This is a genomic window from Pseudomonas sp. (assembly GCF_033723075.1).
Taxonomy (GTDB): domain Bacteria; phylum Pseudomonadota; class Gammaproteobacteria; order Pseudomonadales; family Pseudomonadaceae; genus Aquipseudomonas.
On record NZ_JAWVXU010000002.1, the window covers coordinates 264,704 to 279,004 of the forward strand.

At 62.8% G+C, this 14,301-nt stretch carries 14 protein-coding genes; 9 read left to right on the plus strand and 5 right to left on the minus strand.

Annotated elements, in window-relative coordinates; all coding sequences use genetic code 11:
• Nucleotides 1-177: 177 nt before the first annotated feature.
• The 5 genes from glnA (at nt 178) to ntrC (ending at nt 5,968) form a co-directional block, all read left to right on the plus strand.
• Nucleotides 178-1,584 (plus strand): glutamate--ammonia ligase, encoded by a 1,407-nt coding sequence (gene glnA, locus R3355_RS03775; protein ID WP_318960114.1) that lies wholly within the window; start codon nt 178-180, stop codon nt 1,582-1,584.
• Between the two features lie 186 nt (nt 1,585-1,770).
• Nucleotides 1,771-2,325 (plus strand): DUF4124 domain-containing protein, encoded by a 555-nt coding sequence (locus tag R3355_RS03780; RefSeq protein WP_318960115.1) that lies wholly within the window; start codon nt 1,771-1,773, stop codon nt 2,323-2,325.
• Nucleotides 2,326-2,329: 4 nt separating this feature from the next.
• Nucleotides 2,330-2,944 (plus strand): DUF4124 domain-containing protein, encoded by a 615-nt coding sequence (locus tag R3355_RS03785; protein WP_318960116.1) that lies wholly within the window; start codon nt 2,330-2,332, stop codon nt 2,942-2,944.
• 505 nt (nt 2,945-3,449) lie between these two features.
• On the plus strand, nt 3,450-4,535 hold the full coding sequence (gene glnL / locus R3355_RS03790; protein WP_318960117.1) for a nitrogen regulation protein NR(II): 1,086 nt from the start codon (nt 3,450-3,452) through the stop codon (nt 4,533-4,535).
• Nucleotides 4,532-5,968: a nitrogen regulation protein NR(I) gene (gene ntrC, locus R3355_RS03795; protein ID WP_318960118.1), complete on the plus strand. Its 1,437-nt coding sequence runs from the start codon at nt 4,532-4,534 to the stop codon at nt 5,966-5,968. Before glnL ends, ntrC begins: the two co-directional genes overlap by 4 nt.
• A gap of 521 nt (nt 5,969-6,489) precedes the next feature.
• On the opposite strand, the gene R3355_RS03800 is transcribed toward ntrC, so the two are convergent.
• Nucleotides 6,490-6,930 (minus strand): hypothetical protein, encoded by a 441-nt coding sequence (locus R3355_RS03800; RefSeq protein WP_318946969.1) that lies wholly within the window; start codon nt 6,928-6,930, stop codon nt 6,490-6,492.
• Here R3355_RS03800 and trmL point away from each other — a divergent pair.
• A complete protein-coding gene (trmL, locus tag R3355_RS03805) occupies nt 6,929-7,393 on the plus strand; it encodes a tRNA (uridine(34)/cytosine(34)/5-carboxymethylaminomethyluridine(34)-2'-O)-methyltransferase TrmL (protein WP_318960119.1) in 465 nt (154 codons plus the stop codon). The two genes, R3355_RS03800 and trmL, sit on opposite strands and share 2 nt — an antisense overlap.
• 283 nt (nt 7,394-7,676) lie before the next feature.
• Here the strand turns inward: trmL and secB are convergent, their stop codons facing one another.
• Genes secB through R3355_RS03820 form a run of 3 tightly spaced genes read right to left on the minus strand, consistent with a single transcriptional unit; the run spans nt 7,677 to nt 8,882 of the window.
• Entirely contained in the window at nt 7,677-8,168 is a 492-nt protein-coding gene (gene secB / locus R3355_RS03810; RefSeq protein WP_318960120.1) for a protein-export chaperone SecB, read from the minus strand.
• Between the two features lie 44 nt (nt 8,169-8,212).
• A complete protein-coding gene (grxC, locus tag R3355_RS03815; protein ID WP_318960121.1) occupies nt 8,213-8,467 on the minus strand; it encodes a glutaredoxin 3 in 255 nt (84 codons plus the stop codon).
• Between the two features lies 1 nt (nt 8,468).
• The gene (locus R3355_RS03820) at nt 8,469-8,882 is read right to left on the minus strand and encodes a rhodanese-like domain-containing protein (RefSeq protein WP_318960122.1); all 414 of its coding nucleotides are present in this window, start codon (nt 8,880-8,882) and stop codon (nt 8,469-8,471) included.
• A gap of 140 nt (nt 8,883-9,022) precedes the next feature.
• On the opposite strand from R3355_RS03820, the gene gpmI reads away from it, so the two are divergent.
• The 3 genes from gpmI to R3355_RS03835 all read left to right on the plus strand — a co-directional run bounded on the left by gpmI (nt 9,023) and on the right by R3355_RS03835 (nt 13,357).
• Entirely contained in the window at nt 9,023-10,558 is a 1,536-nt protein-coding gene (gene gpmI / locus R3355_RS03825; protein WP_318960123.1) for a 2,3-bisphosphoglycerate-independent phosphoglycerate mutase, read from the plus strand.
• A 206-nt stretch (nt 10,559-10,764) separates the two neighbouring features.
• Entirely contained in the window at nt 10,765-12,015 is a 1,251-nt protein-coding gene (locus tag R3355_RS03830; RefSeq protein WP_318960124.1) for a murein hydrolase activator EnvC, read from the plus strand.
• A 34-nt stretch (nt 12,016-12,049) separates the two neighbouring features.
• Nucleotides 12,050-13,357, plus strand: coding sequence for a S41 family peptidase (locus R3355_RS03835; RefSeq protein WP_318960125.1), 1,308 nt, complete (start codon nt 12,050-12,052; stop codon nt 13,355-13,357).
• Between the two features lie 182 nt (nt 13,358-13,539).
• Here the strand turns inward: R3355_RS03835 and R3355_RS03840 are convergent, their stop codons facing one another.
• On the minus strand, nt 13,540-14,295 hold the full coding sequence (locus R3355_RS03840; RefSeq protein WP_318951152.1) for an ABC transporter substrate-binding protein: 756 nt from the start codon (nt 14,293-14,295) through the stop codon (nt 13,540-13,542).
• Between the last annotated feature and the right edge of the window lie 6 nt (nt 14,296-14,301).

Consider the following 14,301-nt stretch of genomic DNA (forward strand, 5'->3'; position numbering starts at 1 on the left):
AGCCGCGACTATTCACAGGCCTCGCCATGCCTGAGTTTCAGCCGCTCAACCCATTCCTGTGCACTGGCATGCAATTTGCTCCCTTGTGAGGCAGGTTATCCTGGCGGACTATCGCGCCCGGCCGCACCCTATTATCGTGGGCTCACCATTTCGAGCCTTATCCACCTGGAGGACAGCATGTCGAAGTCGATTCAACTGATCAAAGAGCACGACGTGAAGTGGGTTGACCTGCGCTTCACTGACACCAAGGGCAAGCAGCATCACGTGACCATGCCGGCACGCGACGCCCTGGACGAAGAATTTTTCGAAATCGGCAAAATGTTCGACGGCTCCTCCATTCATGGCTGGAAAGGCATCGAAGCCTCCGACATGATTCTGCTGCCGGTCGACGATACCGCCGTTCTCGACCCGTTCACCGAAGAGCCGACTCTGATCCTGGTCTGCGACATCATCGAGCCGAGCACCATGCAAGGCTATGACCGCGACCCGCGCTCGATCGCCAAGCGCGCCGAGGAATACCTCAAGTCCACCGGTATCGGCGACACCGTATTCGTCGGCCCGGAGCCCGAGTTCTTCATCTTCGACGAAGTGAAGTTCAAGTCGGACATCTCCGGCTCGATGTTCAAGATCTACTCCGAACAAGGTTCCTGGATGTCCGACCAGGACGTCGAAGGCGGCAACAAGGGCCACCGCCCGGGCGTCAAAGGCGGCTACTTCCCGGTTCCACCGTGCGACCACGACCACGAAATCCGTACTGCCATGTGCAATGCCATGGAAGAAATGGGTCTGGTCATCGAAGTACACCACCACGAAGTGGCGACTGCCGGCCAGAATGAAATTGGCGTCAAGTTCAACACCCTGGTGGCCAAGGCTGACGAAGTTCAGACCCTGAAGTACTGCGTGCACAACGTCGCCGATGCCTACGGCAAGACCGCTACCTTTATGCCGAAGCCGCTGTATGGCGACAACGGTTCGGGTATGCACGTGCACATGTCGATCTCCAAAGACGGCAAGAACACCTTCTCCGGTGAAGGCTATGCCGGCCTGTCCGATACCGCCCTGTACTTCATCGGCGGCATCATCAAGCACGGCAAGGCACTGAACGGCTTCACCAACCCGTCGACCAACTCCTACAAGCGTCTGGTCCCGGGCTTCGAAGCGCCGGTAATGCTGGCCTACTCGGCACGCAACCGCTCCGCCTCGATCCGTATCCCGTACGTTTCCAGCCCGAAAGCCCGCCGCATCGAGGCACGCTTCCCGGATCCGGCTGCCAACCCGTACCTGGCCTTCGCCGCCCTGCTGATGGCCGGCCTGGATGGCATCCAGAACAAGATCCACCCTGGCGACGCTGCGGACAAGAACCTGTATGACCTGCCACCGGAAGAAGGCAAGCTGATCCCGCAGGTTTGCGGCAGCCTGAAAGAAGCCCTGGAAGAGCTAGACAAGGGCCGCGCGTTCCTGACCAAGGGCGGCGTGTTCTCCGACGACTTCATCGACGCTTACCTCGAATTGAAGAGCGAAGAAGAAATCAAAGTGCGCACCTTCGTACACCCGCTGGAATACGACCTGTACTACAGCGTCTAAACCGGCAAGCAAGACAAGAGGCCACCTTCGGGTGGCCTTTTTTGTGGCTTTTTATAGCTCGCCACCCCCACGCCCGCCCCACCGAGAAGCCGATTTGTTGCGCTGGTACAGATAGCAACGAGCACGCCCTTGCCAGCGCGACCTGCCAATGCAAGTCTTAGCGATACATCCATCGGGAGCCTGGCCATGCGCCGAATACTCACCTGCCTGCTGCTGACCCTGGCCTTGCCGGCCAGTGCACAGATCTACAAGTACACCGACGCCAGTGGCAACACGGTATTTACCGACCAACCACCGGAAGGCCAGGCAGCACAAAGCATCGAATTGCCAACCACCAACACCGTGGAGATGTCCGCACCGAGTGCGCCGACCAGCGACAGCCGCGAGGCCGAGCAGACAGCACCCTATGGCACCCTGCAGCTCACCGACCTGCCCAGCGACGAGGCACTGCGCGCGAACAACGGCACCTTCAGCGTCAGCGTCAACCTGGAGCCACGCCTGGCGACGGGCCACCGCCTGCGCCTGCTGCTCGACGGCCAACCTTACGGCCAACCAAGCAATGTGCCGCGCCTGCAGCTGACCAATATCGACCGTGGCGAGCACAGCCTGGCGGTCGAGGTACTGAGCGGCGACGAGTCGATCCAACGGAGCGCCGCCGTTACCTTCACCGTGCAACGGGTCAATACCGGCAGCCCGGCACTGCGCCCACCGCCGCCACCGAAACCCAAGCCGGCCACCTGACCCCATGCGCACCCTACTGTTCTGCCTGCTACTGGCTGGCCTACCGGCCGCCGCCCAGGTCTATACCTATGTCGACGCGGACGGCAACCGCGCCTTCACCGACCGCCCGGCCAGCGATAATGCCGAACGCATTGAACTGCCGCCGACCAACAACATGAGCCTGCCCGCCAGCACACCCCCAGTGCCGGTGGCAGAACCCCGAGCGCCTGCACCGTCCTACCGGATGCTACGCATTCTGCTGCCGCTGCCCGATGCGACCATCCGCGACAGCGCCGGCAACCTGCTCGTCACAGCCACCAGCGAGCCGGCACTGCACAGCGGCCACAGCTTTCGCCTGCTACTGGACGGCCAGGCGGCAGGCACAACCGGACGCAGCCCGGTTTTTCCACTGGAGAATGTCGACCGCGGCACCCACCAGTTGTCTGTGGAAATCGTCGACGCCCAGGGCCGCACCCTAGAACGAACCCCCAACCAGCCGCTGCATATGCTGCGTATTTCCCTGGCGCAGAAACGCCTGGTCAACCCCTGCAAGAAAGACGATTACGGCGTGCGCCCGGAATGCCCGCTCAAGGACAAACCAGCGGAAAAGAAAGACATTCCCTTCGTGCCCTTTATCTGACCCATGCCGCGCACCAAATCGGTGCGCGTAAATGCGGTACAGACTATGCTTTCCCTGTTTTGGTTCGCCTGCGCGCGCGACTGCCGAACCGAAACGCCCCCAAGTTGCCGCTTCTGCTTATTCCGCGCGTCTTTTCGGGGCTTTGGTTTACTTCTTGCATTTTCCTGCTGCATTGCCGGAAGCCTTAGGCTCTGCTGACATTTCGTCACGGCCGCGACGGCAGCCGTTTGGTGCAGACAAGGTACGAGGAGTGAAATTTGGTTATTCCAAATGAGCGACGAGAAACGCAGGGCTGCAGCAAACGGGCCCCATCCCTTTGGCTTGCGCGCCAAATTGTGCCCGTCGGTGTTGGGCGACGCGGCAAGGAAACAACCACTGCCGGCGCCCCGCGCGATCCCCGTGGAGGGGGTGCATGCCGCAAGCCCGCCGGGAGTGGGAACGGCCTTGCCTGGCACAATCTGGCGCAGCAACGCGGCTCGCGGCGAAACGTCAGCAGACCCTCTATATGACTATCAACGACGCACTGCACCGCCTGCTGCTGGACAACCTGACCACCGCCACCCTGCTGCTCAACGCCGACCTGCGCCTTGAGTACATGAATCCGGCGGCGGAAATGCTCCTGGCCGTCAGCGGCCAGCGCAGCCACGGACAATTCATCAGCGAGCTGTTCACCGAATCGGCCGATGCCCTGAGCGCATTGCGCCAGGCGGTCGAGCAAGCGCATCCGTTCAACAAGCGCGAGGCGGTGCTGACCTCCGTCACCGGCCAGACCCTGACCGTCGATTACGCGGTAACGCCCATCCTCAGTCGCGGCGAGACCCTGCTGCTGCTGGAGGTGCACCCGCGCGACCGCCTGCTGCGCATCACCAAGGAAGAGGCGCAGCTGTCCAAGCAGGAGACCACCAAGCTGCTGGTGCGCGGCCTGGCCCACGAGATCAAGAACCCGCTCGGCGGCATTCGTGGCGCCGCCCAGCTGCTCGCCCGCGAATTGCCGAACGAAGACCTCAAGGACTACACCAACGTCATCATCGAAGAAGCCGACCGCCTGAGAAACCTGGTCGACCGCATGCTCGGCTCGAACAAGTTGCCGTCCCTGGCGATGGCCAACGTGCATGAGGTGCTGGAACGGGTCGGCAGCCTGGTCGAGGCGGAAAGCCAGGGCAGCATCATTTTGGTGCGCGATTACGACCCGAGCATTCCCGACGTATTGATCGATCGCGAACAGATGATCCAGGCCGTGCTCAATATCGTGCGCAACGCCATGCAGGCCATCGGTTCGCAGAACGAACTGCGCCTGGGCCGCATCACCCTGCGCACCCGCACCCTGCGCCAGTTCACCATCGGCCACATCCGCCATCGCCTGGTGGCCCGCCTGGAAATCATCGACAACGGTCCGGGCATCCCCGCCGAACTGCAGGACACCATCTTCTATCCCATGGTCAGCGGGCGTGCCGATGGCACCGGGCTGGGCCTGGCGATCACCCAGAACATCATTAGTCAGCATCAGGGGCTGATCGAGTGCGAGAGCCATCCTGGTCATACCGTGTTCTCGATCTTCCTGCCGCTTGAACAAGGAGTAACTTCGTCATGAGTCGCAGTGAAACCGTATGGATCGTCGACGACGACCGCTCCATCCGCTGGGTGCTGGAAAAAGCCCTGCAACAGGAAGGCATGACGACCCAGAGCTTCGACAGCGCCGATGGCGTGCTCAGCCACCTCAGCCGGCAACAACCGGATGTGATCGTCTCGGATATCCGCATGCCCGGTTCCAGCGGCCTGGAACTGCTGGCGCAGATCCGCAACCTTTACCCGCGCCTGCCGGTCATCATCATGACCGCCCACTCCGACCTGGACAGCGCAGTGGCGTCCTATCAGGGCGGCGCCTTCGAGTACCTGCCCAAGCCGTTTGACGTCGATGAGGCGGTCGCCCTGGTCAAGCGCGCCTACCAGCACGCACAGGAGCAGCAAGGCCTGCAGGTACCTGTCGAGCAGCCGCGCACGCCGGAAATCATCGGCGAAGCGCCGGCCATGCAGGAGGTGTTCCGCGCCATCGGCCGGCTCTCCCACTCCAATATCACCGTGCTGATCAACGGTGAATCCGGCACCGGCAAGGAACTGGTGGCCCACGCCCTGCACCGCCACAGCCCGCGGGCCGCCTCGCCCTTTATCGCCCTGAACATGGCGGCGATCCCGAAGGACCTGATGGAATCCGAGCTGTTCGGCCACGAAAAAGGCGCCTTCACCGGCGCCGCCAATCTGCGCCGCGGGCGTTTCGAGCAGGCCGACGGCGGCACCCTGTTCCTCGACGAAATCGGCGATATGCCGGCCGACACCCAGACCCGTCTGTTGCGGGTGCTGGCCGATGGCGAATTCTACCGGGTCGGTGGCCACACCCCGGTCAAGGTGGATGTGCGGATCATCGCCGCCACCCACCAGAATCTGGAAACGCTGGTGCAGGACGGCAAATTCCGCGAAGACCTGTTTCACCGCCTCAATGTGATCCGCATCCACATCCCGCGCCTGTCCGACCGCCGCGAAGACATCCCGACCCTGGCCCGCCATTTCCTCGCGCGCGCCGCCCTGGAGCTGGCCGTCGAACCCAAGCTGCTGAAAAGCGAAACCGAGGACTACCTGCAGCATCTGCCCTGGCCAGGCAACGTGCGTCAGCTGGAAAACACCTGCCGCTGGATCACCGTGATGGCCTCCGGGCGCGAAGTGCATATCGGCGATCTACCCCCGGAACTGCTCAGTCAGCCGCAGGACAGCGCCCCGGTGAGCAACTGGGAACAGGCCCTGCGTCAATGGGCCGACCAGGCCCTGGCCCGTGGCCAGTCGGACCTGCTCGACAGCGCCGTACCGGCCTTCGAGCGGATCATGATTGAAACCGCGCTCAAGCACACCGCCGGGCGCCGCCGCGACGCCGCCCTGTTGCTGGGCTGGGGGCGCAACACCTTGACCCGCAAGATCAAGGAACTGGGCATGAAGGTCGACGGCACTGACGACGACGACAACGACGACAGCTGATAGCCGACCGGATACAGAAGAACGGGCCGCTGGCCCGTTTTTTTTGGCTGTGTCCCAGCTCCCTGTTGCATGCAGCAATTCCTTGCAGGGGCCCGCAAGCCGACAGACACGATTGCCTCAAGCTTGCTGCGCGACAACGCGGCGCCGAAGACCGGAGCGGTCGCTCTCGCCGCCCAACAAGTTCCCGGGCAATCCGCGAGGGTGCGTCCCGGAATGCACCCGGGTTTTCCCAGGCTACACCGCCGCCCGGTAAACCTTGATGAGCCACAGGCCGTCGCCACTGCCAATTGGACGCGGCGGCCTCGAGCCATGCGCCGAATCGGCGCTCGAAGGCCCCCGAATGCACAGCCAGGGAACATTTTCACTCCCATGGGCGGCACCCCAAAACACCGCTCGCAACGCCGCAACCCAGGAAAGCCGGGACTTTGCGCCATCGTAATAAAACTGGCACACAGTCTGCATATGCTTAAGCAATCCAGTTTTGGGGACCTTGGTACAGGCAGGCCGGGGATTCCCCTCTTTTATTCGTACGCCAGGCTGACCCTCAGCCGCCAGCGCCCATCCAGCTCCTCGGCGTGCCACGTGCCGCGCAGCGGACGGGCCGCCAGCACGCGCAGCAGCAGGTCCCGCCTCTCGCGCCGCAGTCGCCAATTGACCACCTTGCCCTGCAGGCGCAATTGCCCCTGCTGCTCGCGGCCAAGGCTCTCGACCCGCAGAAAAAACACCCCATCGATATGACCGGCGCGCACCTTCGGCTCGACGTTGAACCACAGCTGCAGCCCCTGCTCCACCACCTCGACACTGGCCAGCCGCAGGGGGTCGGGCTGAAACATGCGACCGATCATCAGGCCGACCAGAAAACCAAATAACGCCAGGGAGCCGATCACCCGCGCCCAGGGACGCGGCCGCAGGCCCGGATCAGGAGTAGAATGCCGAGCGTCTTCAGGCTTGGAGCCAAGCATGTTTCACGTGATCCTTTTTCAACCGGAAATCCCACCGAATACCGGCAACATTATCAGGCTCTGCGCCAACAGCGGTTGCCACCTGCACCTGATCGAGCCGCTGGGCTTCGAGCTGGATGACAAGCGCCTGCGCCGCGCCGGCCTCGACTACCATGAGTACGCCAGCCTGCAGCGTCACGCGGATCTGCCCGGCTGCCTGCAGAGCCTCGGCCAGCCGCGCGTCTTCGCCTTCACCACCAAAGGCACCCAGCTCTATCACCAGGTGCGCTACCAGCCCGGCGATGCCTTTCTATTCGGCCCGGAAAGCCGCGGCCTGCCGCAGGACATCCGCGACAGCCTGCCCACCGAGCAGTGCCTGCGCTTGCCGATGCGCGAAGGCTGTCGCAGCCTGAACCTGTCCAATACCGTAGCGGTGGCAGTCTACGAGGCCTGGCGCCAGCAGGACTTCGCCATGCCCGCCTGAGGCAACGGCGCCATGCCGTCCTGCCAATAAAAGGCCATGTCCCAATGATGTGTTGCATGGGGGGGCAGGCCTGAACCCTTCTCGCAGAGGCGGCAATGGGCAGGGTGCGCCGTGCGCACCAACGCAGGCGACGAATCACTGGTGCGCACGGCCTAGGCGGCCCCGCACACCCTACGGACCTAGGCCACCTCAAACTTGGTGACGACAGCCGAACGCAGCACCTATCTGGGACAGATCCAACAAAAAACGCCCCGTAGGGCGTTTTCCAGACAGCCGCGATGCCTCAATGGGTCGGAGCGGCCTCGCCAGCCTGCTGCTGAATGCGCTGCAGCTCTTGCGCGTAAAGCGCGTCGAAGTTCACCGGCGCCAGCATCAGTGCGGGGAAGGAACCACGCACCACCAGGCTGTCCAGGGTTTCGCGGGCATAAGGGAAGAGGATGTTCGGGCAGAATGCGCCCAGGGTGTGGCTCATGGACGCGGCATCCAGGCCCTTGACCAGGAAGATCCCGGCTTGCTGGACTTCGGCGATGAAGGCGGTTTCTTCGCCATTCTTCACGGTGACCGAGAGGGTCAGCACCACTTCATGGAAGTCGCCATCGAGCGGCTTCTGCCGGGTGTTCAGGTCCAGGGCAACGCTCGGAGTCCATTCCTGACGGAAGATTTCCGGGCTCTTCGGCGCCTCGAAGGAGAGGTCGCGGACATAGATGCGCTGCAGGGAAAACTGCGGATTCTGTTCGCCCTGGGCGGCGGCGCCGTTGCTAGCTTGTTCAGTCATGGCAAAGCCTTCTTGTCGTGGGTACTGAGTAAATGAGGAGAATACTAAGCCTCGAGCAGCGCATCCAGCTTACCCGCTCGCTCCAGGTCATACAGATCGTCGCAACCACCAACATGCTGGCTGCCGATCCAGATCTGCGGTACCGAGGTCTGCCGCGCCTTGCGGGTCATCTCCGCGCGCACCTCGGGCTGGCCGTCGACCTTGATTTCATCGAAGCTCACACCCTTACGGGCCAGCAACTGCTTGGCACGCATGCAGTAGGGACACCAATCGCTGGAATAGATGACGACGGCAGACATATCACTTCACCAATGGCAGGTTGTCGCCGCGCCAGCTGGCAATCCCGCCAGACAGCTTGGCGGCATTGAAACCGGCTTTTTTCAGGTCGCGACTGACCGTACCGGCATGCTGGCCCATGGCATCGACCACGATCAGGGTCTTGTCTTTGTGCTTTTCCAGCTCGGCGATGCGGCTGACGACCTTTTCATAGGGGATATGCAGGGCACCGACGATATGGCCGGCAGAGAAATCCTTCTGCCCGCGCACATCCAGCACCAGGCCCTGTTCGCGGTTGATCAAGGCAGTCAGCTCGCGACTGCTCAGGCTTTGCCCGCCTTTGCGCAGCTCCGTGAAGATCAGCAGCGCCAGCAGAACAACGAACAATCCGCCCAATACATAGTGGGTAGAGGCAAATTCAATCAGATTGGCAAGCATGAGGTGGTTCCGGGACGGTAAAATCCCGGCAGTATACACAGCCCCACAGGTCGGCCACACCCCGCCCGGCGGTGACGGGCCTGACACCAGGCTTTAAAATGCACGGCCTTTTTGCCCCTCATGCACAGCGAGCCAGATTAATGAGCGCCACGCCCAAACCTTTGGTCCTGATCATTCTCGATGGCTTCGGTCACAGTGACAGCACCGAATACAACGCCATCCATGCCGCCAACACGCCGGTCTACGACCACCTGCGCGCCACCCAGCCACACAGCCTGATCTCAGGTTCAGGCATGGACGTCGGTCTGCCGGACGGGCAGATGGGCAATTCCGAGGTCGGTCACATGAACCTCGGCGCCGGCCGCGTGGTGTACCAGGACTTCACCCGGGTGACCAAGGCCATCCGCGACGGCGAGTTCTTCGACAACCCGGCAATCACCAGCGCCGTGGATCGGGCGGTGAACGCCGGTAAGGCCGTGCACATCCTCGGCCTGCTGTCCGACGGCGGCGTGCACAGCCACCAGGATCATCTGGTCGCCATGGCCGAACTGGCCGCCCAGCGCGGCGCCGACAAAATTTATCTGCACGCCTTCCTCGACGGGCGCGACACTCCGCCGAGAAGCGCCCAGGCCTTCATCGAACTGCTCGACAGTACCTTCGCCCGACTCGGCAAGGGCCGCATCGCCAGCCTGATCGGCCGCTACTTCGCCATGGACCGCGACAACCGCTGGGATCGCGTCGAGCAGGCCTACAACCTGATCGTCAACGGCCAGGGCCAGTTCAACGCCAGCAACGCACTCGAAGGCCTGCAGGCCGCCTACGCCCGCGGCGAAAACGACGAATTCGTCAAGGCCACCACCCTCGGCGAGCCGGTCAAGGTCGAGGATGGCGACGCCGTGGTGTTCATGAACTTCCGCGCCGACCGCGCCCGTGAACTGACCCGCGCCTTCGTCGAGGCCGATTTCCAGGACTTCCCGCGCGCCCGCCTGCCGCAACTGGCCGACTTCGTCATGCTCACCCAGTACGCTGCGAACATTCCGGCGCCCAGCGCCTTCGCTCCGGCCAGCCTGACCAATGTGCTCGGCGAGTACCTGGCGAAGAACGGCAAGACCCAGCTGCGGATCGCCGAGACCGAGAAATACGCCCACGTCACCTTCTTCTTCTCCGGCGGGCGCGAAGAGCCGTTCGAGGGCGAGGAACGCATCCTGATCCCGTCGCCGAATGTCGCCACCTACGACCTGCAGCCCGAGATGAACGCGCCGGAGGTCACCGACCGGATCGTCGAGGCGATCGAGCAACAGCGTTATGACGTGATCGTCGTCAACTACGCCAACGGCGACATGGTCGGCCACACCGGCGTGTTCGACGCCGCGGTCAAGGCCGTGGAATGCCTGGACAGCTGCGTCGGCCGCATAGTCGCGGCGCTGGACAAGGTCGGCGGCGAAGCCCTGCTCACCGCCGACCACGGCAACGTCGAGCAAATGGAGGATGCCTGCACCGGCCAGGTGCACACCGCCCACACCTGCGAGCCGGTGCCCTTCATCTACATCGGCAAGCGCCCGCTGAGGATGCGCGAAGGCGGCGTGCTGGCCGATGTGGCGCCGACCATGCTGACCCTGATGGGCCTGCCCATCCCGCAGGAGATGACCGGCACCAGCATCATTCAGCTGGACTGAAGATGCGAGTGGGTTTCAGACAGGGGCGGGCCGGGGGACGGGCCGCCTCAACCGACAGCCGTAGGGGTAACGGTGGGCTGAAGCCCACCCTACCGATGCAGTAACATGCCCGGGGCAACACCACCAGCCTGCCAACGCATCTTGCAGCTTGCCGCTGGATTTTTAGGCATACTAGACCCGTCTCCCGCCCAGGTGTCGTCAGTACCATGTTTCGCCTCCTTACCCTGATTTTCCTCGCCTGCCTGCTGACTCCGGCGTTTGCCGACGAGAAAGCCGACGCCCAGAAACAGCTGGAAGCCGCGCGCAGCGACGTGGCCGAGCTGAAAAAACTGCTGGAGAAGTTGCAGCAGGACAAATCCGGTGTGCAGAAAGACCTGCGCAAGACCGAAACCGAAATGGGCGAGCTGGAAAAGCAGGTCGAGGAGCTGCAAAAAAGCCTGAAAGACGGCGAGGTGGAAATCCAACGCCTCAATCAGGAGAAAAAAAAACTCCATGACGCGCGCCTCGAGCAACAACGGCTGATCGGCATTCAGGCCCGCGCCGCCTACCAGAGCGGCCGTCAGGAATACCTGAAGCTGCTGTTGAACCAGCAGAATCCGGAAAAATTCTCGCGCACCCTGACCTATTACGACTACCTCAGCGAAGCGCGCATGGAGCAGTTGGCCACGTTCAACGAAACCTTGCGCCAGCTGGCCAACGTCGAGCAGGAAATCGTCAACCAGCAGAACCAGTTGCTGGAAGACAAAGGCGCCCTCGACGCTCGCGCCGAGCAACTTGCCCAGGCGCGCAAGGAGCGCCAGCTGGCCCTGGCCAAGCTGAACCAGGAATATTCCGCCCGCGACCAGAAACTCAAGGCCCGCCAGCAGGAGCAGGCACAACTGGCCCGGGTCCTGAAAACCATCGAAGCCACCCTGGCCCGCCAGGCGCGCGAAGCCGAACAGGCCCGGCAACGGGCCTTGATCGCGGCGCGCGAGCAACAGCGCAGCAGCACTGCCGCCGCCAGCAACCCTGGCAGCGGCCCACAAGTCAGCTCCGGCAGCACTTATGGCGGGCCTTTTGCCCAGGCGCGCGGCAAGTTGCCATGGCCGGTCGATGGACGTTTGGTCGCCCGCTACGGAACCCCGCGCGGCGCTGACGCTCGGACTAAGTGGGATGGCGTACTGATCGGCGCCAGCGCCGGTAGCCAGGTGCGGGCCGTGCATGGCGGTCGCGTGGTATTCGCCGACTGGTTGCGCGGTGCCGGGCTTCTGGTCATTCTCGACCATGGCAATGGCTACCTGAGCCTGTACGGACACAACCAGAGCCTGCTCAAAGACGCCGGCGACGTGGTCAATGCCGGCGAGCCCATCGCCACAGTCGGCACCAGCGGCGGGCAAGACACTCCCGCGCTGTATTTCGCGATTCGCCAGCAGGGTCGCCCCAGTGACCCTGCGCAATGGTGCCGCACGCAAGGATAAGCGCTGCGCTCATCTCTCTAGGAGTTAGTTCGACATGCCGCATCTGTCTCGCCTCACCTCTCTGACCCTGGCTATCGCACTGCTCGGCGGCCCTCACCTGCTGCAGGCCGCCGAAACGCCGCCAGCGGCGGCCATCGCGAATGACAAGGCGCCGCTGCCGCTGGACGAGCTGCGCACCTTCGCCGAGGTAATGGATCGCATCAAGGCGGCCTATGTCGAACCCGTCAGCGACAAGACCCTGCTGGAAAACGCGATCAAGGGCATGCTAAGCAACCTCGACCCGCATTCCGCCTACCTCGACCCCGCAGCATTCCGCGAGTTGCAGGAAAGCACCAGCGGCGAATTCGGCGGCCTGGGCATCGAAGTCGGCATGGAAGACGGTTTCGTCAAGGTGGTCTCGCCGATCGACGACACCCCGGCCTCGAAAGCCGGGATCCAGCCGGGTGACCTGATCGTCAAGATCGACGGCCAGCCGACCAAGGGCCTGTCGATGCTCGAAGCCGTGGACATGATGCGCGGCGAAGCCGGCAGCAAGATCCTCCTGACCCTGGTGCGCGAGGGCGGCAGGCCCTTCGACGTGGAACTGACCCGCGCAGTGATCAAGGTCAGGAGCGTCAAGAGCCAACTGCTCGATGACGGTTATGGCTATGTGCGCATCACCCAGTTCCAGATCAACAGCGGCGAAGAAGTCGGCAAAGCCCTGAACAAGCTGCGCAAGGACAACGGCAAGAAACTGCGCGGTCTGGTCCTGGATCTGCGCAACAACCCCGGCGGCGTACTCCAGGCCGCGGTCGAGGTATCCGACCACTTCCTCAAGAAGGGCCTGATCGTCTACACCGAAGGGCGCATCGCCAACTCCGAACTGCGTTTCTCCGCCGACCCGGCAGATGCCAGCGAAGGCGTGCCACTGGTGGTGCTGATCAACGGCGGCAGTGCCTCCGCCTCGGAAATCGTCGCCGGCGCCCTGCAAGACCACAAGCGCGGCGTATTGATGGGCACTGACAGTTTCGGCAAGGGCTCGGTGCAAACGGTGCTGCCGCTGAACAACGATCGCGCCCTGAAACTCACCACCGCGCTCTACTACACGCCCAATGGCCGCTCGATCCAGGCCCAGGGCATAGCGCCGGACATCGAAGTGGCGCGCGCCAAACTGACTCGCGAACAGGGTGAGGCCAATATCAAGGAAGCCGACCTGCAGGGTCACCTGGGTAACGGCAACGGCGGCGCGGACAAACCGAGCAAGGGCAGCGCCAACCAGCCGGCACGCCCACAGGATGACGACTACCAACTGAGCCAGGCACTCAATCTGCTCAAAGGGCTGAACATCACCCGCGGCGATTGACTCCATCCAGCCTGCTACCCGTAGGAGCGGGCCATGCCCGCGAAACTACAATCGCGGCCATGGAACTGGGCGTCCCCGCCGCGCCTACAGGTAGTGCCTCACGGCCCGACAAGCGTACATATGACCAGCAAAAAGCCCGACCTTGATCACTCAAGGCCGGGCTTTTTAACGCCGATCAACGACTACAGGTAGCTGTTGGTCATCTCTTCGACAAAGCCTTCGCTGCGCAGCTCGTCCAGCGCCTTTTGCAAGCGCTGCACCACCTCGTCCGGGGTGTCCTTGTTCAGCGCCAGGTACAGCTCGGCCTGATTCATCTTCAGCACCACGCGCAGACCGGTGATGCCCTCTTGGCGGGCCATATAACGCCCGGCAGGATCATCGGTGGCCCACAGATCTATCTGCCCCTTGGCCAGCTTGCGCGCATTCTCCTGGTCGCGCAGGGCGATCACCAACGGAATGTTCTGACCTTCCAGGGACTGGGTCACCGCATTGTTCTTGTAGGCGCCGATCTTGTACTTGGCCGCCTCCTGCAACGAGTCCACGCTGATGCTGCTATCCGGAGCGGAGACCAATACCCATGAGGTATCCCCCAAAGGCCCGACCCACTTGAACAAGGGTTCACGTTCGGCGGTTCGGGTAGTCGAAAACAGCCCATAGTTGGGCTTGTCCAGGGTCAGGCGGTACAGCCGATCCCAGGGAAAACGCAGGCTCAGGCTGTAGTCGATCTTGGCGCGCTTGAACATCGCCCGGACGATCTCGGCACTGATGCCGTCGATGCCGTCGTCACGGGCGAAGTTCTTGTCGTCGACCGCCATATTGAACGGCGGGAAGTTCTCGGTCAGCAGCACCACCCTATAGCCATAGGGCAACTCGGCATGGGCCGCGCAGGCACTGAAGAGAAGGCCGAACAACAGACTGCTTTTTATGATTTTCAACATTAGTCT